Origin of the sequence: Metallumcola ferriviriculae (assembly GCF_035573695.1) — a bacterium.
Lineage (GTDB): Bacteria > Bacillota > JADQBR01 > JADQBR01 > JADQBR01 > Metallumcola > Metallumcola ferriviriculae.
Window position 1 is genome coordinate 427,535 of the sequence record NZ_CP121694.1, and the last position, 22,625, is coordinate 450,159.

19 protein-coding genes are annotated in these 22,625 nt (G+C 46.7%); 13 read left to right on the plus strand and 6 right to left on the minus strand.

Annotated features, from left to right (window positions below):
- Positions 1–200: 200 nt before the first annotated feature.
- The 5 genes from MFMK1_RS02245 (at position 201) to MFMK1_RS02265 (ending at position 6,694) form a co-directional block, all read left to right on the plus strand.
- On the plus strand, positions 201–1,229 hold the full coding sequence (locus MFMK1_RS02245) for an HlyD family secretion protein (RefSeq protein ID WP_366923546.1): 1,029 nt from the start codon (positions 201–203) through the stop codon (positions 1,227–1,229).
- The gene (locus tag MFMK1_RS02250; RefSeq protein WP_366923547.1) at positions 1,226–1,960 is read left to right on the plus strand and encodes an ABC transporter ATP-binding protein; all 735 of its coding nucleotides are present in this window, start codon (positions 1,226–1,228) and stop codon (positions 1,958–1,960) included. Before MFMK1_RS02245 ends, MFMK1_RS02250 begins: the two co-directional genes overlap by 4 nt.
- The gene (locus tag MFMK1_RS02255; protein WP_366923548.1) at positions 1,953–3,083 is read left to right on the plus strand and encodes an ABC transporter permease; all 1,131 of its coding nucleotides are present in this window, start codon (positions 1,953–1,955) and stop codon (positions 3,081–3,083) included. The genes MFMK1_RS02250 and MFMK1_RS02255 overlap by 8 nt, the downstream gene beginning before the upstream one ends.
- A 188-nt stretch (positions 3,084–3,271) precedes the next feature.
- The gene (locus tag MFMK1_RS02260) at positions 3,272–4,681 is read left to right on the plus strand and encodes an NAD(P)/FAD-dependent oxidoreductase (RefSeq protein WP_366923549.1); all 1,410 of its coding nucleotides are present in this window, start codon (positions 3,272–3,274) and stop codon (positions 4,679–4,681) included.
- Positions 4,682–5,035: 354 nt separating this feature from the next.
- The gene (locus MFMK1_RS02265; protein ID WP_366923550.1) at positions 5,036–6,694 is read left to right on the plus strand and encodes a carbon starvation CstA family protein; all 1,659 of its coding nucleotides are present in this window, start codon (positions 5,036–5,038) and stop codon (positions 6,692–6,694) included.
- A 104-nt stretch (positions 6,695–6,798) separates the two neighbouring features.
- On the opposite strand, the gene MFMK1_RS02270 is transcribed toward MFMK1_RS02265, so the two are convergent.
- The 6 genes from MFMK1_RS02270 to MFMK1_RS02295 all read right to left on the minus strand — a co-directional run bounded on the left by MFMK1_RS02270 (position 6,799) and on the right by MFMK1_RS02295 (position 12,396).
- Positions 6,799–7,338: a 2-oxoacid:ferredoxin oxidoreductase subunit gamma family protein gene (locus tag MFMK1_RS02270; protein WP_366923551.1), complete on the minus strand. Its 540-nt coding sequence runs from the start codon at positions 7,336–7,338 to the stop codon at positions 6,799–6,801.
- Positions 7,338–8,087 (minus strand): thiamine pyrophosphate-dependent enzyme, encoded by a 750-nt coding sequence (locus tag MFMK1_RS02275; protein ID WP_366923552.1) that lies wholly within the window; start codon positions 8,085–8,087, stop codon positions 7,338–7,340. The genes MFMK1_RS02270 and MFMK1_RS02275 overlap by 1 nt, the downstream gene beginning before the upstream one ends.
- Complete coding sequence (locus MFMK1_RS02280) at positions 8,080–9,147, minus strand: 3-methyl-2-oxobutanoate dehydrogenase subunit VorB (protein ID WP_366923553.1); 1,068 nt, start codon at positions 9,145–9,147, stop codon at positions 8,080–8,082. The genes MFMK1_RS02275 and MFMK1_RS02280 overlap by 8 nt, the downstream gene beginning before the upstream one ends.
- Positions 9,122–9,385, minus strand: a complete 264-nt coding sequence (locus MFMK1_RS02285; protein WP_366923554.1) for a 4Fe-4S dicluster domain-containing protein — start codon at positions 9,383–9,385, stop codon at positions 9,122–9,124. Before MFMK1_RS02285 ends, MFMK1_RS02280 begins: the two co-directional genes overlap by 26 nt.
- Positions 9,375–10,433, minus strand: a complete 1,059-nt coding sequence (locus MFMK1_RS02290) for a Glu/Leu/Phe/Val family dehydrogenase (protein ID WP_366923555.1) — start codon at positions 10,431–10,433, stop codon at positions 9,375–9,377. Before MFMK1_RS02290 ends, MFMK1_RS02285 begins: the two co-directional genes overlap by 11 nt.
- A gap of 241 nt (positions 10,434–10,674) precedes the next feature.
- Positions 10,675–12,396 (minus strand): sigma 54-interacting transcriptional regulator, encoded by a 1,722-nt coding sequence (locus MFMK1_RS02295; RefSeq protein ID WP_366923556.1) that lies wholly within the window; start codon positions 12,394–12,396, stop codon positions 10,675–10,677.
- A 240-nt stretch (positions 12,397–12,636) separates the two neighbouring features.
- On the opposite strand from MFMK1_RS02295, the gene MFMK1_RS02300 reads away from it, so the two are divergent.
- The 8 genes from MFMK1_RS02300 to MFMK1_RS02335 all read left to right on the plus strand — a co-directional run bounded on the left by MFMK1_RS02300 (position 12,637) and on the right by MFMK1_RS02335 (position 22,559).
- Entirely contained in the window at positions 12,637–13,395 is a 759-nt protein-coding gene (locus MFMK1_RS02300) for an ATP-binding protein (protein ID WP_366923557.1), read from the plus strand.
- 267 nt (positions 13,396–13,662) lie between these two features.
- On the plus strand, positions 13,663–14,952 hold the full coding sequence (locus tag MFMK1_RS02305; RefSeq protein ID WP_366923558.1) for an adenylosuccinate synthase: 1,290 nt from the start codon (positions 13,663–13,665) through the stop codon (positions 14,950–14,952).
- Positions 14,953–15,302: 350 nt separating this feature from the next.
- Positions 15,303–16,685, plus strand: a complete 1,383-nt coding sequence (locus MFMK1_RS02310) for an FAD-binding oxidoreductase (protein WP_366923559.1) — start codon at positions 15,303–15,305, stop codon at positions 16,683–16,685.
- 12 nt (positions 16,686–16,697) lie between these two features.
- The gene (locus MFMK1_RS02315; RefSeq protein WP_366923560.1) at positions 16,698–17,999 is read left to right on the plus strand and encodes a (Fe-S)-binding protein; all 1,302 of its coding nucleotides are present in this window, start codon (positions 16,698–16,700) and stop codon (positions 17,997–17,999) included.
- A complete protein-coding gene (locus MFMK1_RS02320; protein ID WP_366923561.1) occupies positions 17,980–18,522 on the plus strand; it encodes a LutC/YkgG family protein in 543 nt (180 codons plus the stop codon). The genes MFMK1_RS02315 and MFMK1_RS02320 overlap by 20 nt, the downstream gene beginning before the upstream one ends.
- Entirely contained in the window at positions 18,523–20,658 is a 2,136-nt protein-coding gene (gene ldhH, locus MFMK1_RS02325) for an L-lactate dehydrogenase (quinone) large subunit LdhH (RefSeq protein ID WP_366923562.1), read from the plus strand.
- 79 nt (positions 20,659–20,737) lie between these two features.
- Positions 20,738–21,754 (plus strand): alpha-hydroxy-acid oxidizing protein, encoded by a 1,017-nt coding sequence (locus tag MFMK1_RS02330; protein WP_366923563.1) that lies wholly within the window; start codon positions 20,738–20,740, stop codon positions 21,752–21,754.
- Between the two features lie 79 nt (positions 21,755–21,833).
- Positions 21,834–22,559 (plus strand): FadR/GntR family transcriptional regulator, encoded by a 726-nt coding sequence (locus MFMK1_RS02335; RefSeq protein ID WP_366923564.1) that lies wholly within the window; start codon positions 21,834–21,836, stop codon positions 22,557–22,559.
- The last annotated feature ends 66 nt before the right edge of the window (positions 22,560–22,625 follow it).

A 22,625-nucleotide genomic window follows, 5' to 3' on the forward strand; every position in this document is an offset into this window, starting at 1 on the left:
ACCTAGATGGTGGTTTTTTTATTATAAAATGTGGCCTTACAGGTGAAAAAAAGCCCAGATTGCGAAGGAGTGCAATCGCTTTCTTGTATTTGGACTTGTATTTAGGAGTGGTGGCATTACAATAAAGGTAGATAGAGTAGTTTTATAATTTTACGTTGGCTTATAAACGTTTGATCAAATTGGGATAGGGGAGTGTGGATATGTCAAAGAAGATATTCGGGCTGATAATACTAGCTATAGTTTTGCTGCTTGCCGGCTGTACCGGGGAACAGGATTTGCTGGAAGTATCAGGGACGGTCGAAGCGCTGGAGGTAGACCTAAGCAGCCAGGTGTCAGGGGAAGTAGTGGCTGTAAAGGTAGAAGAAGGGACACAGGTCAAAAAAGGGGACCTGCTCACGAAACTCGATGAAACAGGGCTGGCCCTACGCAAGCGCCAGGCCCAGGCTGTCCTTAATACTTTGGAAGCACAATATGCTGAGCTAAAATCAGGTAGTAGAAAACAGCAGCTGGCCCAAGCCGCCGCCCAGGTGAACCAGGCTGCTGCCGGCGTTGAGGCGGCTAATGATGTCCTAGCCACGGCCGAGACTGAGCTCAATAGAATTCGTAAACTTTATTCAGCAGGTGCGGTGTCGCAGCAAAAATTAAATCAGGCCGAGCTTTCATATAATCAAGCTCAAAGTAGTTACCGAGCCGCTGTTTCGCAGAGACAGGCTGCTGAGGCCCAGTACAGTCTGGTTAAAGAGGGAGCTGCTGCCGACGCGCTTAGGTCCGCAGCAGCTCAGGTGGAAAATGCCGAGGCCGCTTTGGAAAGTGTAGAATGGGAGTTGGCAAAGACCGAAATAACTGCCCCTAAGGATGGAGTTATTCTATCCGTCAACATTAGAGAAGGGGAATTGGCCCGGCCGGGGATTCCCTTATTCACCCTAGGCAGAATGGATACGCTTTATGTGGAAACCTATATTCCTGAGCCCTGGCTTTCCAGGGTGGAGTTAGGGCAGGCGGTTACTCTTGGTGTAGACGGTTTAGGGGAAGAAATAAGCGGCAAACTAACTCATATCGCTTCAGAGGCCGAATTCACGCCCCAAAATGTGCAAACCAAGGAAAAAAGGGCGGATACGGTCTATGCGGCGAAAGTGAAAGTAGAACAAGGGAAGCGGGTACTGAAGCCGGGCATGCCCGTGGATGTATATATACATCCACGGGATAAAAAGGATGCTGACAGTATATGACGGTGATGGTAAAAAACCTCAGTAAAAGTTTTGGTTCCCTTAGGGCAGTAAATAATATTTCCTTTACCGTATCTAAAGGGGAAATATTCGGATTTCTTGGCCCTAACGGGTCAGGAAAATCCACTACCATTCGTATGCTTTGCGGTTTATTAACTCCAAGCGAAGGGGAAGCAAGGGTATTGGGCTATGACGTTTATCGCGAGGCGGAGAGCATTCGCCAAAATATTGGCTATCTGTCTCAGCACTTTAGTCTTTATGAGGAACTGACAGTAAAAGAAAATATGGATTTCTATGCAGGCATTTATGCAGTTCCTTATCGCAGGGTGAAAGAAAGGATTGCTGCTTTGGCTGACTGGCTGGAATTAGGTGACAAGATGCGTACTCGAGCCCAACACCTTTCCGGCGGTTGGAAACAGCGCTTAGCACTGGCTTGCGCTCTGGTGCACCAACCACCGCTGTTATTTTTAGATGAACCCACCGCTGGGGTGGATCCGGCATCGCGAAGACAGTTTTGGGATATCTTAAAAGAATTGTCTGACCGGGGTACTACTATTTTTGTTACCACTCATTACATGGATGAAGCGGAACAATGTGGCCGTCTGGCATTTATGCATCAAGGTGATTTAATTGCTCTTGATAGCCCCGCAGACTTGAAAGCGGACAGTGGTCTTAACAGCTTAGAAGAAGTATTTATTCAGTTTGCGCAAGGAGGGGGCGGTGGTAATGAATAGGCAGCGCCTGGCTTCGGTGGTTCGTAAAGAAATCCTGCAGATACGCCGCGACCCTGCCAGTTTAGGCATAGTTATTGTGATGCCGTTGTTGATGCTTTTTTTATTTGGTTATGCAGTTACAACCGATGTGGACCATATTAACACCGTAGTGGTTGACATGGACCGTACCCCGGACAGCCGTCGCCTGATTGCAGACTTTCAGCATTCTGGTTACTTTGATGTGGTTACTGCTACCAGTAATAGTAATGAGGTTGACCGTCTGCTTGACGGTGGAACCGTAAAAGTAGGGATTATTATCCCCGCCGGGTACATGACTGAATTAAGGCGGGGGCAATCGGCCCAAGTGCAGGCTGTTATCGACGGTTCGGACCCAACGGTGGCCCGCACTGCCCTCAATTCTGTCCGATTGTTAGCCCAGCGTGAAAGCTTGCAGCTAAAGGTAGAGGCAGCCAGAGCCAAAGGAGATGGTATTCCCTTGGTGGCGGTGGATATGCGCCCCAGAGTCAGGTATAATCCCGATTTGGACAGCGTCAGATTCAACATCCCCGGGCTAATTGGGTTGATTATGCAGAATATTACCGTCATGCTTACCGCCTTCGCCATGGTCAGGGAAAGGGAACGCGGTACTATGGAGCAGCTGATGGTAACACCGGTGCGACCCGGGGAACTTATTTTGGGAAAACTTATTCCATATGTATTTATTGGGTTTTTTGATATTATTCTTGTTTTGGCTGCGGGGGTATTTTGGTTCAAGGTACCGGTGGCAGGCAGCGTCACGTTACTATTGGCTCTATCCGCAGTTTTTTTACTGACTGCCCTGGGTTTGGGTTTATTTATTTCTACCATAGCCAGAACTCAGCTTCAGGCAATGCAGATGACGGTACTAGTCATTCTCCCGTCTGTCTTGTTGAGCGGTTTTGTTTTTCCCAGAGAGGCCATGCCTTTACCGATTAATTGGTTGGGCTATGTCATCCCCTTGACCTACTTTCTGACCATCCTTCGAGGGATAATTTTAAAGGGGGTTGGTGCGGCCTATTTATGGCCCCAGGTGCTGACTTTGGCCTGTATTGGCACAGCAATCCTCGCTATTGCAATTATTCGTTTTCAAAAGAAGCTGGATTAAGTATTACGGTCTAGAATATACGAATATTAGGCGCTTTCATAGCCCTATCGTTCAGTTTTTCTTGACGGAAATCCAGGAGGGTGGTAAAATTACTGCTGGTGTACAGGGTAATGTGAAAACCATTATCTCATTTAATTAAGTTGAAAATGAATTTTTTTAGGGGAATTTAACTTTGGAGGATGAGAGCCATGTCAAAGTCAAAATATGATGTGATTATTGTTGGGGCCGGACCCGCTGGAATTTTTACGGCTCTGGAACTGGTTGATTTGCGTCCGGGTGCAAGGATATTGATGGTTGATAAGGGCCTGACTATTGAAAAGAGGACCTGCCCGGCCCGCAAGACCGGTGTTTGCCGCCAGTGCAATCCTTGCGGTATTACTTCAGGTTGGAGCGGTGCCGGGAGTTTCTCCGACGGGAAACTTAGTCAATCGCCACAAGTAGGCGGACGTATCACCGAGTACATGGGGGAGGAAAAAGCCCAAGAACTGATAGATTATGCCGATAATTTTTACCTTAAATTTGGCGCGCAGGATATGGTTTACGGTTTAAACAATCAAGTTATTGATGATTTGACCTATGAGGCCATAAAATATGCTATTCAATTGATACCCTGTCCGGTAAGACATCTAGGCACTGAAAAGGCCTACTATGTGTTGAAAGCCATGTATGAATACCTTATTGAAAAACCTAACTTTGAATTTCGGGAATTAACTCGGGTGGAAGATATTTTGGTGGAAGATAATCGGGTAGTGGGAGTACGACTTACTACTCGGACAAAAGAAACAGAAGAAGTATATGCCCCTTCAGTAGTGGCTGCCCCTGGGCGGGGGGGTGCAGAGTGGTTGTCTCAGCAGACTCGAAGACTGGGAATTAATACGGAAAACAATGAAATAGATATTGGGGTACGGGTGGAGGTGCCTAACGCTATTATGGACCATCTTACTGAACATCTCTACGAGGCGAAGATGGTTTATTTCTCGGACACTTTCGATAACCGTGTGCGTTCCTTTTGCATGAACCCCGGCGGTATCGTGTCTGAAGAGCACTATGACGGGCGGGTAGCAGTGGTTAATGGGCACAGCTATGCCGACAACAGTTTGCGTACTACCAATACCAACTTTGCACTTTTAGTTTCAACCAGATTTACCGAACCGTTTGACCAACCTATTGAATACGGAAAGTATATTGCCGGCTTGGCTAATATGCTTACCGGCGGGGGTATAATGGTACAGCGCTTAGGTGATTTGTTGCGCGGAAGACGGACGGATGAGGACCGCTTGAAAAAGTCTACTACCGTTCCTACCATGAAAAGTGCAGTTCCCGGAGACTTATCCTATGTGCTCCCTGAACGCTACCTTACTTCCATAGTGGAAGCGCTAAAAGCATTTGACAATATTGCCCCGGGACTTTATGCCCGTAACACACTGCTTTACGGTGTGGAAGTAAAATTCTATTCTTCCAAGGTCAGAACCGGTGATAATTTTGAAACTTCCATTAAAGGTCTTTATACCATTGGTGACGGGGCCGGTATCACCCGCGGGTTGATGCAGGCATCGGTTACCGGTATTGTGGTGGCCCGGAATTTAGCTGACCAATGAAACATTTGTTTAATTTCTCTATGATAAGTTATAAGTAGACTATCACATTTTTAGGCATAGCCTTGAAGGAGACATCTTCTTTCAGGGCTATTCTTTTTGCGCTAATAACTGGTGGTGTAAGTCTACTATGGGGGCTTTCACGGTGGTGTGGGCGGTCAACTGCTCAAATAATGGGTAACCGGCCTCCCAATTTGCTTTCAGGATATACTCAATATTTTCGTTCTTTTTTCCGCTTTCCTGAATAAATGGATTTTAAGAGCTGTTTTTCGCTGTTTGCTTTTCGGGAGGTGATCCTATGTAGAATAGGCAGACAGAATGGAACTCGATTAACGGATTTCGAAAGGAGGTAATCTGGTGAATTCTTTAGTTGTTGCCATAATTTCTTTTGTTGGTTTTATAATCGCTTATCGGCTTTACGGAACTTACCTCAGCAGCAAAATATTCAATCTAAACCCTGACAGCAAAACTCCAGCGCACGAATTTGAGGACGGTATTGACTATGTACCTACTAAGAAGGAAATTCTTTTTGGGCACCACTTTACTACCATCGCCGGAGCAGCACCTATAGTTGGACCGGCAATTGCGGTGATTTGGGGCTGGGTACCCGCTCTTTTATGGGTAGTCTTTGGTTCAATCTTCATGGGTGCGGTGCATGATTTGGGTGCCTTGGTTCTATCTGCTCGTCATCAGGGACGTTCGGTCAGTGATATTACCGAAGATTTAGTTGGGCCAAGGGCAAGAACATTATTCCTGCTGCTAACTATGTTCGCTCTGTTGATAGTGATTGCCGTCTTTGCTTTGGTAATTGCTATTCTCTTTACCACATACCCGCAAAGCGTGCTGCCTATTTGGGTAGAAGTGCCCATCGCTATTGCTGTTGGATATTATATTTACAAAAAGTCGGGCAATTCAACTTTGGCTGGTTTAGTGGCCATTATCCTGATGTATATTTTTGTAATTATCGGCGTATTCCTACCTATCGAAATTCCAGCCTTCATCGGCGGAAATATCATTTATACTTGGGTGGTAATTTTACTAGTATATGCCTACATCGCGTCTACTTTACCGGTTTGGGTGCTGCTACAGCCCCGGGATTACATCAACTCCCACCAGTTATTTGTTGGTCTAGGTTTGATGTTCTTAGGCCTTTTGGTCAGTCATCCAACCATAGTAGCACCGGCGGTAAATGTTAATGTGAGTGATGCACCGGCATTCTTCCCATTTTTATTTATCACCATCGCCTGCGGTGCACTATCCGGCTTTCATAGTATGGCCGCATCAGGCACCACCGTAAAGCAGCTCAACAGGGAAACTGATGCCAAAGCCATTGGGTACGGCGGTATGCTGATGGAAGGGGCATTGGCCACTATGGCCATTTTGGCGGCCACTGCGGGCTTTAAGTCTCTCGATGCCTGGAACGGTCACTATGCCAGTTGGGCAGCTGCATCAGGGTTAGGTGCTAAAGTAGGTGCTTTCGTAGAGGGTGGATCTAGTTTCGTTTCCGCGCTGGGTATCCCTGGAAACATTGCTGCTGGAATTTTGGCGGTATTGGTAGTGAGCTTTGCAGCCACTACTTTGGATTCGGCCACCCGGATTCAGCGTTATATCATCAGCGAATTGGCAGAAGACTTAAATATCAAAGTGTTGACGGGAAGATACTCAGCTACATTATTGGCGGTAGTAGCAGCCTTTCTCTTGGCTTCTATCAACGGTGGTCAAGGGGGATTGATCCTATGGCCTCTATTTGGCGCTACTAACCAATTGATGGCAGGGTTGGCTTTGTTGGTTGTGACGGTGTGGCTGTTAAGAATGAAAAAACCAGCATATATTACCATGCTGCCTATGTTATTTATTATATTTATGACTTCTTGGGCCATGGGCATCAATGTCATGAACTACTATACCAGCGGCAGTAATCTATTGTTGGTATTGAGCGTATTGATGATTTTATTGGAAGTCTGGGTAATTGTTGAGGCCATCATCGCTTATAAAAACACCAAAGAAGTATTATAAAGCAAAATTAACAATAGAGGAACAAGCAGCAAGGAATGAGCAACAGGAAACAAAGCCTGCCGGCAATAAGCGGCAGGCCTTGTTTTTGAGCCCATTGAAGATGGTTATTTTTTGTCAGATAGTAGGCGATAACCTGTGGTAAGCGCTTGGTTATTCAGTGCTATGAGTTTCTCGTCTGTCGGAAATAATGTCGCCAATTCAGTTAAAATAGTTTCTTTCTTCACCAGTTCACTCAGCTTAACTAAAGCGCCCAGCATTACCATGTTCGCCGCTTTAATTGCGCCTAGTTTTTCCGCCCATTGGTTAGCTTCGATAAGGTACTGCCTGATGTCCGCTCTGGGGGATAAGCTCGTTACCAGCGAACTGTTGAGAATGATGGCCCCTTCAGGAGCAACTTCGGCTGCGAACTTATCCAGGGAAGGCTGATTAAATGCCAGTAAGATGTCCGGGCAATCTATTACCGGCGAAGAAATTTTGTCTCGGGAAATAATAACTCCACAGTGTGCAGTGCCGCCGCGCATTTCCGGACCGTAAGAAGGTACCCATGATACTTGATAACCTTCACGCAGGGCGCACCGGGCCAACAGCTGACCAGTGAATAATACCCCTTGGCCGCCAAAACCGGCGAAAAGAAGCTTTGCCATTATAATACCTCCTCACCAATGTCCATAAATTCTCCTAGAGGATAGTAGGGCAGCATATTTTGTTTAAGCCAGTCTAGGGCCTTTTCGGGCTTTAACTTCCAGTTAGTAGGGCATGTGGAAAGCACTTCAACGAGAGAAAATCCCTTACCTGCCAATTGGTAAGCAAATGCCTTTTCAATACTTCTGGCAGCTTTTTTTACCTGTCCGGGGCTATGAACGGAAACCCGGCTGAGGTATGCGGGCCCTGTTAAGGTGGCCAGCATCTCCGGTATCCTGATAGGGTACCCTGCTGTATCGGTGTTTCGTCCTGCGGGAGAGGTAGTGGTAATTTGTCCCGGCAGAGTAGTCGGGGCCATCTGCCCGCCGGTCATGCCAAAATTGGCATTATTTATGAAGATCACGGTAATGTTTTCTCCTCGGGCAGCCGCATGAATAATCTCCGCCGTACCGATGGCTGCCAAATCACCGTCCCCTTGATAAGTGAAAACTATTCGGTCGGGTAAAACCCTCTTTATTCCGGTTGCAACTGCGGGAGCACGGCCGTGGGCTGCCTGCTGCATATCAGTATTAAAATATTCGTAGGTTAGTACGGAACACCCTACCGATGCGACGCCAATGGTGCGTTCGCGGATGTCCAAGCTGTCTATGGCTTCGCCGACAAGTCGGTGGATAATGCCGTGAGTACAGCCCGGGCAGTAATGAAATGGTTTTTCGGTTAGCGACACGGGACGAGTTATTTTATTAACCATTGGGTTGCACCTCCCAAAGTTGGACGATTTTTTCTAAAATTGCTTGAGATGAAGGCAGCATGCCGCCGCTTCTGCCATAGAAATGAACGGGGACCTCTCCGTTAACAGAGAGCTTTACATCCTCAAGCATTTGGCCGGTATTCATCTCTACGGTGAGCAGTGCTTTTGCAGTATCGAGATGCTGCTGAAGTATACGTTGGGGAAACGGCCAAAGTGTTATCGGTCTTATCAGACCCGCCTTTATTCCTTTGGACCGAGCCATGTCTACGGCTTCTTTGGCGATTCGTGCCGCCATGCCGAACGCTACTAGAATAACGCTGGCATCTTCTGCCCGATACGCTTCTGCGCGTTGTTCTCTATCGTTGATTGTGGCATATTTTTCCTGCAGGCGGCAGTTATGCTCTTCGAGCTTGGGCGGGTCTAAATAGAGCGTATTGACGATGCGCTTTTTCCTACCTTCGCAGCCCGTGGTTGCCCAAGCAGGGCTATCTGTTGGCATAGTTTCTGTCGGCTGGTAGGTCCGTACCGGTTCCATCATCTGTCCAAGGAGCCCATCTCCTAACAGCATTACCGGATTCCGATAATCATGCGCTAACTGGAATGCAGTTAATGTCAGATCATAAATTTCCTGGACAGAGTCAGGTGCCAGTACGATTAAACGATAGTCACCATGTCCGCCGCCTTTTGTGGCCTGGAAATAATCCGACTGGGCCGGTTGAATACCGCCAAGGCCGGGGCCGCAGCGCATTACGTTTGCGATAACGCAAGGGAGTTCCGCTGCCGCAATATAAGAAATTCCCTCCTGCTTTAAGCTGATACCCGGACTGGAAGAAGAGGTCATTACCCTCCCTCCGGCGGCTGCAGCGCCGTATACCATGTTGATGGCAGCTATCTCGCTTTCGGCCTGCAGGAAGACACCACCCGTCTCGGGCAGTCTCTTTGCAAGGTATTCGGGCAGTTCTGTCTGGGGGGTGATGGGATAACCAAAGAAATACCTGCACCCGGCCTGAATAGCGGCCTCCCCCAATGCGGTATTACCCTTCATCAATTTTGCGGTCATTACTGTTCACCTCTTCCAGCGTTATAGCCATATCCGGGCACATCAGGGCACAATTGCCGCAGGCAGTACACTTGTCCGGATTTTTGACTGCTACCGGGTGATGCCCAAGTGTATTAATGGACGAGTCCAAATACAAAATTTTTTGGGGACAGTGATGGATGCAAAGCTCACATGCTTTGCAGTATTCCTTGTGAATAGTTGTAATTTTTTCATTGGTGGAAATTAAATTAACTGCCATTTCTGAAACCTCCTTGGCAAGTAGCCGCTGCTAATAGTTCTAATGCCATTAATTCCGCTGCTTCGCTGGTGGGGATTTTTTGTGCCTGGGATATGGAAATAATTTTGCTTATTGACTTGGGAATTTGTTGGATGCGAGCGTGGGCCTTTTCGGCGTTATAGCCATTAAGTTCCTCTGATACATTGATAAGGCCGCCGGCATTGATCACAAAATCAGGAATATAGAGAATGCCTAATTGGTGCAATTCCATTCCATCCGCCGGCTTTTCCAGCACGTTATTGGCAGAACCGGCAATAATGTCACATCTTAGCTGGGATAGGGTCCGTTGGTTAACTACCGCGCCTAAGGCGCATGGTGCAAGTATGTTGCAGTCAGATGCTAATATCTTTTCTGGCGATGCCGCTAGGGCATTAAATTCTAGTTCTGCCCTTTTTACTTTAGCCGGATCCAGATCCGTAACTGTCAATTTGACTCCATTTTGATGGAGCAGCTGGCACAAGTGGTAGCCGACACTTCCCAGGCCTTGGACTGCCACTGTCTTACCTGTTAAATTGTCACTGCCGTAAGCGGCTTCAGCAGCAGCCTTTATTCCCAGATAGACGCCGTAAGCGGTAGCGGGGGAGGGGTCACCGCTGCCGCCGGTGACACCTACTACGGATTTTGTTTCCTGGCTGATCACATCCATGTCTGCTTGAGTCATTCCCACATCTTCTGCGGTAATGTATCTTCCCTGAAGCGATTGGACGAGCTTACCATAAGCTGCCAGCAGGCCAGGGTTTTTGTCTAGCTTGGAGTTACCGATAATTACGGCCTTACCGCCCCCCAGATTTAAACCGGCGGCTGCAGCTTTAAAAGTCATGCCCTTGGCCAGGCGAAGAACGTCAGTGAGGGCTTCTTCTTTACTCTGATAAGGCCACATCCTAGTGCCCCCTAGCGCCGGCCCCAAAGAGGTATTATGGATGGCTATAATTGCATTTAGGCCACTTTTCGAGTCCTGTCCGTGAACCACTTTTTCGTAACCCGGAACAACGATTTCTTTAATAATCAAGATAAACACCTACCTTGAACAGTTTAAGGGCGTAACACCCCCGAAAATAGAAAGAATGGCACCTCCCGGGAAAACAATATTAGCAATTATTAACTAACTAGGAGCAATAGTTGTGCCAATTGACTAAATCATCTGAATAGTACTGCTAATAAAGGCCGCCCCGTGTATTTCCGGGGCGGCCTTTAAAAGGATGTACAGGTAATATCTTGCCGATTATGAAAATTTCTGCAGGCAAAAAATTTCAATCCAGATCTAAGTTTTTTAATTTATTGTAAAGGGTGCGAACAGAAATGTTTAAAAGCCTTGCCGCTTGAGTTTTGCTGCCACCGCTTTGCTGCAGTACCTGCTGAAAAAGTTCTTTCTCCCAGTGATATTTGAGTTGATTGTAGTCTTTGCCGGAGTCCAAACCCGCTACGGTGCTAGCTTGAGCCCTGTTGTTTGGTGATTGGTGCTCCAACTGCGGCAAGTGGGCCAAGGTGATTTCAGTATCGCTGAGTTTCATATTGATAATCGCACGACCGAGAACGTTTTCTAATTCCCGGACATTTCCGGGCCAATGGTGCTCCTGCAGGCGGGAAATTACCTGTCGGGAAATACTTGCTACATTGCGCCCGTATTCTTGATTATACTTCTCGATTATCCGTTTGCTGAGATACGGTATGTCTTCTTTACGGCGCCTTAAAGCCGGAATACGGATGGGTATCACATTAAGCCGGTAATAAAGATCTTCACGGAATTTACCCGCGTGGATAAGTTCTTCAAGGTTAGCATTGGTAGCAGTTATTATTCGTACATTTATCGGCGTGGGGGTTGTGGAGCCTACGGGCAGCACCTCTTTTTCCTGAAGTACCCGCAGCAATTTGGCCTGGACATGCAGGCCAATTTCCGCAACTTCGTCAAGAAATAAAGTGCCGCCGTGCCCTTCTTGGAAGAAGCCCTGTTTCCCCCCCCTTAAAGCGCCGGTAAATGCTCCTGCGACATAGCCAAATAATTCACTTTCCATCAGGCTATCCGGGATAGCAGCGCAGTTTACCCGCACAAACTTTTCCCGCGCCCTTTGGCTGGAGTGGTGGATAGCGTGGGCAAATAGTTCCTTGCCGGTACCGCTTTCACCACGTAACAGGACTGTAGCCGGGGTAGCAGATGCCCTTTTCGCTAGTTCTACCGCCTGCCTCACCGCGGTACTTTTACCTGTAATGTCTTGAAAGGTATATTTCGCTTCAAGGTGACGGATGAGCTGCTTGGCATGTTCTAATTCTTCCGATAAGCGGTGAATCTCGCTCACGTCGTGAATTACACCGACACTGCCTTTTGACTTGTTTTGAACTTTTAAAGGGGCGCAATTGACAATCACTTCTCGTTTGCTTGGGCCTACTTTCATAGGCACACCTGTCACTGGCCTGCCCGTACGCAATACCTGAAGGTGCATGCTTTCCCCCTCGGCAATATCAACAGTGGCAGGTTTATCTAAAACTGCTTCTTCCGTAAGGCCGGTTAGCCGCGTATAAGCGGGGTTGATCATCAGGCCCAGACCGTTTTCGTCTACTACTGAAATAGCATCATGGGTGGAATTTATTATGGCCTTTAGCAGGGCCTGGGTTTCTTTCAGCTTGGTAATTTCTTCTGCAAGAATTACGATTTCACTGATATCTCGAAATACTGCGGCAGCACCTATAAGGTCACCAACCTCATCGCGTATGGGTGCCCTATTAGTAACGATGGTGGTATTATGAATTTTCTGCTGGCTGTTTAACTCAGGCTGTCCCTTTTTAAGAACTAAGTGTAAACGGGTGTTGGGGATCACCTGAGCGATGGGTTGGCCCATTACCTTTGCCGTCGGTAATTTCATAATCCGCTCCGCGGCCCTGTTAAAAACGGTAATAAGACCGTCACCATTGATAGCAATAATGCCTTCATGTATGGAATCAAGGATTACGGAGAAACCTTTGGAAGTGATGGACACAGAAGAAACACCCCTTTGCCGGAAAGTTATTTCTATTACTATTATAATATGTAGTTCAAATAAAGTAATGGTTTTATTCAGATAAATGTGACGAAAATCACATATATGGATGCAGGGAGTCACGGTCTCGATGGAGTAAAGCTTTTATAATGTATGTAAGAGCAGAAAGGTCAGCACCGAATCCTGACCGATTGAATTAGTGATGAGAATTTTAGGAGATAAATAGAAGGGGGCCATAAGATGGTTAAAAGAGAGATTATTTTTATTGATGAAGAGAAATGTAACGGATGCGGCCAGTGCGTGCCTAACTGTGCAGAAGGGGCTATCAAAATCATTGATGGCAAGGCAAAGGTTATTGATGATAAATATTGCGATGGATTGGGGGCCTGTCTGGGTCACTGTCCTGAAGATGCTTTAAAGATTGTTGAAAGGGAGACAGTAGAATTTGATGAACAGGCGGTAGAAGACCTGTTGGCTCAACAAAAGAAAGAAAAGCAAGCCGCTGCGGTAAAACCGGCTCCTGATCATGGCTGCCCCGGAAGTATGCTGCGGGACTTAAGCCCCACCAAGGCAAAACCTGCTCCGTCTGAAGAGGCGGGTATTGATAGTGGCGATATTTCCCTCTCCATTAAATCTCAGTTGGGCCAATGGCCGGTACAACTAGCATTGGTCCCCATTCAGGGGGATTTATGGAAGGATGCTGATGTGCTAATCACCGCTTCTTGTGTGCCGGTGGCTTACCCAAACTACCATCTTAATTTGCTAAAAGGTAAAAAAGCGGTAATCGGCTGCCCGAAACTGGACAACTTAAAATTTTATACCGAAAAAATGGTGAAGATATTTGCCCACAATAGTATTAATAGTGTTACCGTAGCATTCATGGAGGTGCCGTGCTGCGGCGGGATCGTTATGGCAGTGGAGCAGGCCATAAAAGCCGCGGGAAAGGATATTCCAGTGAAGCGAGTTAAGATTGGTATTAAAGGAGATATCTTATCTTAACTGCCTGCTAAGCAAGAAGAAAATAAATCAGTGCAGACAAACCGTTGGGAAATACCCGGCGGTTTGTCTTAATTTATCAGACAATGAGATACTTATAACATAAAAAGCTTTAAAATATACTTTAATTACCAGCGAAAACATGATATGATATTAGTGGTTTTGTTGAACGATGGGAGTATAAAACATCCTAATGTTCGGGTTTTACCTGTCATAAGGGTTATCCCGTTGGTAAATACTAAAAGGAAGTCAATAATGGAGGTGGACTCCTTGCCGGCAGTGGTTTTAGTAGGTGCGCAGTGGGGGGACGAAGGAAAAGGTAAGATTACAGATTTTCTTGCTAAAAAAGCAGAATATGTTGTTCGTTACCAAGGAGGTAACAATGCCGGTCATACTGTCAAGGTGGATGACCGGGAATTTAAACTACACTTAATACCTTCGGGGATACTTTATCCCGGTAAGATTTGTGTTATTGGTAATGGAGTGGTGGTAGACCCGGCGGTGCTGCTTGAAGAATTGGCGTATTTGGCTCAAGAAGGGATCGATACTTCGGGGTTGAGAATAAGCTCTAATGCTCATTTGATTATGCCCTACCATCGAAAGCTTGATGAGGTAGAGGAAGAACGCCGCGGCGAGCACAGAATTGGTACTACTAAAAGAGGCATCGGCCCTGCTTATATGGATAAGGCTGCTAGGGCAGGTATGCGGATGGTTGACCTGTTAGATGAGGAAGAATTTAAGGCAAAGTTAACCCGGGTGCTAGCAGAGAAAAATTATCTGCTGGAAAAGGTTTATCAGGCAGAAGGGTTTAAAATCGAGGAAATCTTTGAAGAATATGTAGCTTATACAGAACGCATCCGTCACTTTATTACCGATACATCTTTGCTGGTAAATGACGCGATTAATGAGGGCCGGGATGTGCTGTTTGAGGGAGCACAGGGTACCTTGCTGGATTTGGACCATGGCACATACCCGTTTGTTACATCGTCTAACCCAACTGCCGGAGGTGCTTGCATCGGTGCCGGTATCGGTCCTACGAAGATTGACCAGGTTATCGGTGTTTGTAAAGCATATACCACTCGAGTGGGTGAGGGGCCCTTTCCGACGGAATTAGATGACCAAATAGGCGAGGAAATACGTAAAAACGGTGCTGAATTCGGCACTACTACAGGTAGACCTCGCCGCTGTGGTTGGTTTGATGCTGTAATACTACGGTATGCTGTACGAGTAAGCGGCTTGAGCTCGCTGGCGCTGACCAAATTGGATGTGCTGGACAGTCTTGAGCGAATTAAAGTTTGCACAGGATATAAGTTGAATGGGAAGGAAATTAGTGAATTCCCTCATAGTCTCAAACAGCTATCTTTGTGTGAGCCGATTTACGAGGAACTGCCCGGTTGGCAGGAGAATACTTCTAACGCCCGGCAATTTAACGAATTACCCCTAAATGCCCAGAAATACATCAAACGTCTTGAAGAGATTGCCGGTGTTCCCGCGGCAATTGTGGCAGTAGGGCCCAAACGTACCGAGACCATTCAGACAAAGGATATGTTTGCAAAATAATAGAAGTTTGTAGTTACCCCCGCTAAAAAGTGGGGGTTAATTTTTGAGTTTTTCCGAAATGTAAAAAAGATTGGCGGGCTATAAACAATACTAATAATTCTGATAAAAGATATTGAATTGTCTTAAAATCCATGGTAGGCTAATTTTAGCGCTTGAAACAAGCGCTAAAAATTTCGGACAGGTGGCCTGACCACCTGTCAGGTCCGTCATATACCGGTTTTTCTGGCTAGGACAGCCTGACTGGGTGAGCCGTCATTTCAACATACCACTGTTACCGCAGGAGGAATTATTCTCCCCCTGCACAACTATACATTATAAACATAGAGTTTGGCAGAGGAGGAAGTATTACGATGCTGACCAGTAAAGTGATAGAGCAGCTAGTTGGTGCATTAGGTAAAGAAAAGGTGTTTACTGATAAAGAGGATCTTGCTGCATATAGTTTTGATGCCACAGCGGACATGCCCAAGGTTGTTCCGGAAGTGGTGGTGACTCCCACCTCAACCCGGGAAGCTCAGGAAATTGTAAAACTGGCGGCGCAACATAAGGTGCCACTATATACCCGCGGGTCAGGAACCAATCTGAGCGGCGGCACAATTCCTATTAATAAGGGAATTGTGATGGTGATGGTCAAGATGAATAAGATTTTGGAAGTAGATGCAGAAAATCTAACTGCCACTGTTCAGCCTGGTGTAATTATCCAGGACTTGAATGATGCCGTGGCCGGACATGGGCTTATTTACCCACCTGATCCCGGTACTATAGCTACGGCAACCATGGGCGGCAGTGTCGCTGAATGCTCCGGCGGGTTAAGAGGGCTTAAGTATGGCGTTACCAAGGATTATGTCATGGGGCTTGAAGTTATATTAGCCAACGGTAAAATTATGCATTGCGGCGGTAAAACGGTTAAAAATGTGACAGCTTACGATATGGTCAAGCTTTTTGTGGGGTCCGAGGGTACATTGGGTGTCATTACTGAGATTATAGTTAAACTTATTCCCGCCCCGGAAGCCAGAAAAAGTGCTTTGGCGATTTTCCGCTCCTTGGATGACGCAGCGAAGGCAATTACTGGTATTATCAATAACAAGGTTATCCCGGCAACTTTAGAGATTATGGATAATGTAACCATTAAAACTGTAGAAAATTATGCCCATGTGGGGCTTCCCACCGATGCAGAAGCGATTTTGTTGATAGAGGTGGACGGCATACCAGAAGTAGTGGAGAAAGAGGCTGAAGCTGTTATTAAAGTATGTAAAGAGAATAACGGGCAGCTAAAAATTGCCCAAACTGCTGCCGAGAGAGACGAAATTTGGCAGGCTCGCAGAGACGCACTGCCGGCATTGGCGCAGCTAAGCCCCACCACTGTGCTGGAGGATGCCACTGTACCTCGCAGCAAGATACCGGAGATGCTCAAGGCATTAAGAGATATTGCTCAAAAATACCAATTGACCATTGGCACTTTTGGACATGCCGGAGACGGAAACCTGCACCCTAGCATTATTACTGATGAGACTGATATCGAGGAAATGAAACGAGTGCACCAAGCGGTGGATGATATTTTCGCTGTCGCGCTGGAACTGGGCGGCACCTTATCCGGAGAGCATGGTATTGGTATTGCCAAACAAAAATACTTGGAACAAGAATTTGGCGAAGCAGGTATTGAAGCTTTAAGGGCCATCAAGCGGGCGTTGGACCCGGAGAACCTGCTTAATCCGGGAAAAATTGTCCAACCTTAGGGGGCGTTATTAATGGCATATTACGACTCTTTAGACAATGTCAGAGCAGAAATCACCAGATGCATGAAGTGCGGTAATTGCCAGGCTGTCTGCCCCATCTATAAAGAGGTATTGGGGGAGTCTGGTGTTGCTCGGGGTAAAATTCAAATAGCGAAAGACCTGCTTGAAGGGGAACTTGAGTTAACGGATAAAATGCAGGATATTTTCAGTCTTTGTCTTACCTGTAAGGCATGTGCCGCTAACTGCCCTTGTGGGGTACAGCCGGATAAAATTATTTTGGCTGCCAGAGCAGAGCTGGTAAGGAAGAAAGGATTACCCGGTTTAAAACGGCAGATATTTGGCGTATTAGGGAAACCGCAGCGTTTTAAGCTTGGCATGGGTATGGCTGCGAAACTCCAGGGTTTTGGGCTGAAAAAGATACCATCCAGTAATGCTGCTCATCCTCGTTTTCCCATTGGCATAGACACCCGGCGTATTGTGCGTCCCTTGGCCAAGCAGAGTTTGCTGTCCCGACTGCCGGAAGTTAGTAAAGTCTCTAAGCCCAAGCAGCGAGCAGCTTTTTTTACCGGTTGTATGCTTAACTATATGTACACCGAAGCGGGTAAGGCCGTGGTGGAAGTGCTTAATGCAAACGATGTGGAGGTTATTACACCTAAAAGCCAGCACTGCTGCGGTATTCCTGTTTTTGTCCACGGAGATGTCAAAACGGCCAAGGCTATTGCCAAATATAACCTCGATATATTTGCAGCCGGAAATTACGATGCCGTTATTACCCACTGCGGCACCTGTATCGGCGCCTGGGTACAGCATTATCCTGAACTGCTGTTAGATGATGCTAAATATTCTAAATTGGCCGAGCAAATGGCTGCTAAGGCATACGATGTCAGCCAATATCTTATCGATAAAGTAGGATTGAAGGAACCAACCGGGCAGGTCGCAGCTAATGCAACCTATCATGACCCCTGTCATATGGTTCGTGGCGCCGGAATTGCGGCACAACCTCGACAAGTGATAGAAAGTATTCCCGGCGTAACCTTGACGGAAATGCAAAAGCCGGACCGCTGCTGCGGTGGAGCCGGATCTTTCAGTCTGACCCATTACCCGCTTTCTTCCCAAATAAGGGATAAAAAGATTGCAGATGCTTTATCTGTTAAACCTGATATGGTATTGACCAGCTGCGGCGCTTGCCGTATGCAGTTGGAGGATGGATTATTTCAGGCCGGTTCAGACGTACCGGTTAAACACGTGGTAGAACTGTTAGCCGAGGCCTATGTAAAGGGGGGAGGCAGAGATAGTGGGCAAAAAACTGGTTAGCCAATTTATGGAGAAGGCCAAGGCAGTATCCGCGGAAGTAACCCGAGTGAAAGACTGCCGGCAGGCTTATGATACAGTGGTGCAGATTATCAATGAAGCCAAAGTAACTAAGGTGGGTTGCCCCGCGGCCTTATCTAAAGGACTGGGGACTGTCCTTAAGGAAAATGGCATTGTTAGCGTTAGCCAATGCTCACCGCAGGAAGCGGCGGAGCTGGAAATTGGGATTACTCCAGGGCAGGTGGGTATCGCGGAGACTGGTACAGTGGCCCATGATGCCAGTGAGCTATTTAGCCGCTACTTTTCCATGCTCTGCTCTACCAATATAGTGCTGCTCAGCGCAGCCCAAATTAAGGGAACAATGGATGAGGCAATTAAGGACCTTGAAAATGACGGTGTGCAGCCTGGTTATACGGCCTTTATCACCGGTCCAAGCCGTACGGCAGATATCGAAAGAGTGCTTACCATCGGTGTGCATGGCCCCGAACGTTTATGTATCATTTTAATAGATGGGGGGGAATGTTAGATGGCAGTGAGTAAGGAATTTCAAGGTAAAGTAAAGGATGCTTTGAATAATGATAACCTGCGCCGTGCCCTTACTAAGTTTGGCAACGATTACCCCGCGTCAAGGGAAAAGGCATATATAGGGAAGGATATCGAGGGCCTAAGAGATTATATTTCTACCGCCAAAAGAGAAGCCGCCCAAAAGGTGGATCTATTGGTGGAGAAATTTACGCAAGAGGCCGAAAAGCGCGGTGCCAAGGTATATTTCGCCCCTACGGGGGAAGATGCCAACCGCTATATTGCCCAAGTTGCCGCACAAAACGCAGTTAAAACTGTGGTTAAATCAAAATCTATGGCCTCCGAAGAGATACACCTCAACAGTTATCTTGAAGGAAAGGGCATAGAAGTCACTGAGACGGATTTGGGGGAGTGGATTATCCAACTGATGGGGCAGAAACCATCTCATATGGTGATGCCTGCAATACACCTCACCCGTCAGGAGGTGGCTGATACATTCTCCAAACATCTTAATGAAAAGCTTCCAGCTGACCCCGACACTTTAACCAAGGTGGCCCGCCGGGAACTACGCAAAAAATTCCTCGGCGCTGATATGGGTATTTCAGGTGCTAATATGGCGGTGGCTGACAACGGCTCCATGGTAATCATGACTAACGAGGGTAACGCCAGACTTACCACCACTTTACCACCGGTTCATGTGGCTTTGGTGGGTATAGAGAAGTTTGTGGAGAATATGGAGACCGTTACTAAGGTGCTGGAAGCATTGCCCCGGAGTGCCACCGGTCAAACTATTACCAGTTATGTCACTATGATTAAGGGCAGTACCCCCACTTGGAAGGACGGGAAGATTCAGGATAAAGAGCTGAACATAGTCATTCTGGATAATGGGCGCAGTGAATTAATTAATGACCCGGTATTTCTAGAAGCAGCTCAGTGCATTCGATGTGCCTCCTGTCTAAATGTATGTCCCGTTTACCAGCTTGTGGGTGGTCACGTGTATGGCCATATCTATGCCGGTGGAATCGGCAGCATTTTGACAGCATTCTTTAACGGGGAAAATGAGGCATTTGACCCACAGAATCTGTGTATTAGCTGTGGTAAATGCGCCACCATCTGTCCCGGTAAAATAAATATTCCTGATTTAATTAAAGAGTTGCGTCAGCGCTTGACGGAGAAGAAAGGGTTATCTTTTACTGAAGGGTTTGTCTTAAAGAAAATTCTTTCAGATCCTCGCACCTTTCACAAATGGCTCCGTCGGGCAAAACATTTACAGAAGCCGTGGGCTAAGGATGGCTATATCAGGCACCTGCCGCTGGCTTTTTCTAAGCATACCGAGCACCGCAGTTTACCGGTCATTGCTGATAAGCCGCTGCGGGACATGATACCGGAGCTAAAACGGAATATTAAAAAACCCAAAGCAAGAGCTGCATTTTACGCTGGTTGTGTAATTGATTTTTGTTATCCGGAGGTTGGGCAGGCTGTTTTCAAGACTTTGCAGGACCGCGGTATTGAGATGGTATTTCCCGATGAGCAGAGCTGCTGTGGTGCACCGGCCAGTTATATGGGGGATCGGGAAACTGCCAAAGAAATGGCTAAACAAAACATCTCTGCCTTGGAAAAAGCAGATGTAGATTATATTGTGGCCGCGTGCCCTACATGTATAGATTCCTTGAAACATGATTTCGTTCATCTCTTGGAGGATGATAAACAGTGGAAGCAGCGGGCAGAAAAGTTGGCAGTAAAGGTGAAGGATTACTCTGAATTAATGAATGATCTGCCAGGGAAATACGCCGGTAAAGCAAAGGGTACCAAAGTTACCTATCATGATTCCTGCCATTATAATCGCAAACTGGGTCTGTCGGATAAACCCAGGAATTTGCTTAGGGAAGGCTATAATTTGGTAGAGATAAAAGAATGTGACCGCTGCTGCGGCTTTGGTGGATCATACACCGTTAAATTCCCGCAGATATCTGCCGAAATTATGAAGCGAAAAGTTAAAAACATTGATGACAGCGGTGCGGCTATTGTCGCCATGGACTGTCCCGGTTGTATGATTCAGCTGAAGGGCGGCCTAGAAAAGGCAGGCAGTAAAGTGAAAGTAAAGCATAGTGCTGAATTGTTGGCCGAGGGCGATAAATAGGACTTGTTCTGGAGCAAAAAGACAATCAGTATTATATTAAATATGATCTCATAAAAATTAGCATAAGGGGAGATGACTAGTGGATTTAAATAAAGTGAGGGAAATTGCCAAAGATAGGATGAAGGGCTACTGTCGTGTCTGCCCGGTCTGTGACGGTAGAGCATGCGCCGGTCAAGTCCCTGGTATCGGCGGTACAGGTACTGGCAGTGCTTTTTCCGCAAACCTGAATGCCTTGGCCAAGGTAAAACTAAATTTAAGGACCATTCATGAAGCAGTAAATCCTGACTTATCAATAGCGGTATTTGGTGAGAAACTAAATACTCCGATTCTCGCTGCGCCTATCACAGGAGCATCAATAAACATGGGCGGAGCCATTAGCGAACGGGAAATGGTTGATGCTATGCTGCAGGGTACATTGGCAGCAGGCAGTCTGGGTATGACCGGGGATACCGGTGTGCCCAGTATGTATGATGATGGCCTAGCGGGCATTCGGGCGGTTAATGGTAGAGGTATACCGTTTATCAAACCGCGTAGCAATGATGAAATTAAAAAACGAATAGAAAAAGCTGAAGAAGCCGGTGCACTGGCAGTTGGTGTGGACGTTGACGGTGCCGGTCTCATCACCATGGCCTTAAACGGACAACCGGTTGGCCCCAAATCCTTTAAGGACATTAAAGAATTAGTCTCTTTTACTGAACTTCCATTTATCATTAAAGGCATCATGACTGCAGATGAGGCAGAAACAGTAGCTGCAGCAGGTGTTTCTGCCATTGTGATATCTAATCACGGCGGTCGTGTGCTGGACTATGCCCAAGGTGCCGCCCGGGTGCTCCCTGCTATTGCGGACAGGTTAGATGGAAAGCTGACAATCTTTGCAGATGGTGGCGTGCGCGCTGGTACCGATGTGCTGAAGCTGTTAGCACTTGGAGCAGATGCCGTATTGGTGGGAAGACCGCTGATAATCGGGGCCTTTGGCGGCGATAGAGAAGGCGTTAAACTAACAATAGAGACTTATACCAAGCAACTGCTTCAAGCGATGATATTAACCGGTACAGCGAAAGCATCAGATGTGCCCCAAGGGGTAGTTGTTTCTTAAAATTTGCACTAGCGGCAAACTGTATTATAATAATAGGGCGATTAAAGGTCGCCCTATTACTGTTAAGAGGGTGTGGATTATGCAGTTTAAACCAATTAAGCATAAAAGAATTTATGAGGAAATAGTTGGCCAGATTAAAGAACTAATCGTAGAAGGAAGCCTCAATCCCGGTGATAAACTTTTATCCGAGCGAGAACTGGCAGACAGCTTAAAGGTCAGCAGGGCTTCGGTAAGAGAAGCATTGAGTGCATTAGAGATTGCCGGACTAGTGGAAATACGTCCTGGAGAAGGTACTTTTATGCGCTGTGCGGATCTCGATACAATTATCGAGCCTTTGGCGCTGATGTTCTTGCTTGAAAGGGATAAAATACGAGAACTGCTTGAGGTACGTAAGGCTTTAGAAGTTGAAGCCATTGGGTTGGCCACAGAGCGAGGTGAAAAGGAAGATTTTTTAAAGGTTGAAAAGGCACTAAATGAGATGGAAGACGGGCTGGGCAGTGAGGAGCGAGCTGAAAAAGCAGACCTTAAGTTTCATTTTGCCATTGCCGAAGCAACGAAAAATTCAATGCTCATTCGTCTTATGAATACTATCTATGATACTATGAATCAAACACTGCGAACCTCCAGGGAATTATGGATGTCCCGTAGGAAGGAAACCCCGGACAGACTGCTGGAGGAACATAAGGCAATGTTTCTTGCGGTTAAGAAGGGCGATAGCCCGAAAGCACGCAAGCTTATGTATGACCATTTGAAATCGGTGGAAGAGGAGTTGGCTAAATTAGACCTTTTAAAGGCCAGAACATAAAAAGATTTTAAATAATGAAGGCGGCTCAAATGGTAACAAAAGGGAAGTTAAAAATAATGTTGACAG

Bases quoted from the DNA above. Each gene is read 5' to 3' on its own strand.
- MFMK1_RS02245 (WP_366923546.1), top strand. From the start codon at position 201: ATGTCAAAGAAGATATTCGGGCTGATAATACTAGCTATAGTTTTGCTG.
- MFMK1_RS02250 (WP_366923547.1), top strand. From the start codon at position 1,226: ATGACGGTGATGGTAAAAAACCTCAGTAAAAGTTTTGGTTCCCTTAGG.
- MFMK1_RS02255 (WP_366923548.1), top strand. From the start codon at position 1,953: ATGAATAGGCAGCGCCTGGCTTCGGTGGTTCGTAAAGAAATCCTGCAG.
- MFMK1_RS02260 (WP_366923549.1), top strand. From the start codon at position 3,272: ATGTCAAAGTCAAAATATGATGTGATTATTGTTGGGGCCGGACCCGCT.
- MFMK1_RS02270 (WP_366923551.1), bottom strand. From the start codon at position 7,338: ATGGCAAAGCTTCTTTTCGCCGGTTTTGGCGGCCAAGGGGTATTATTC.
- MFMK1_RS02275 (WP_366923552.1), bottom strand. From the start codon at position 8,087: ATGGTTAATAAAATAACTCGTCCCGTGTCGCTAACCGAAAAACCATTT.
- MFMK1_RS02280 (WP_366923553.1), bottom strand. From the start codon at position 9,147: ATGACCGCAAAATTGATGAAGGGTAATACCGCATTGGGGGAGGCCGCT.
- MFMK1_RS02285 (WP_366923554.1), bottom strand. From the start codon at position 9,385: ATGGCAGTTAATTTAATTTCCACCAATGAAAAAATTACAACTATTCAC.
- MFMK1_RS02300 (WP_366923557.1), top strand. From the start codon at position 12,637: ATGGTTAAAAGAGAGATTATTTTTATTGATGAAGAGAAATGTAACGGA.
- MFMK1_RS02310 (WP_366923559.1), top strand. From the start codon at position 15,303: ATGCTGACCAGTAAAGTGATAGAGCAGCTAGTTGGTGCATTAGGTAAA.
- MFMK1_RS02315 (WP_366923560.1), top strand. From the start codon at position 16,698: ATGGCATATTACGACTCTTTAGACAATGTCAGAGCAGAAATCACCAGA.
- ldhH (WP_366923562.1), top strand. From the start codon at position 18,523: ATGGCAGTGAGTAAGGAATTTCAAGGTAAAGTAAAGGATGCTTTGAAT.
- MFMK1_RS02335 (WP_366923564.1), top strand. From the start codon at position 21,834: ATGCAGTTTAAACCAATTAAGCATAAAAGAATTTATGAGGAAATAGTT.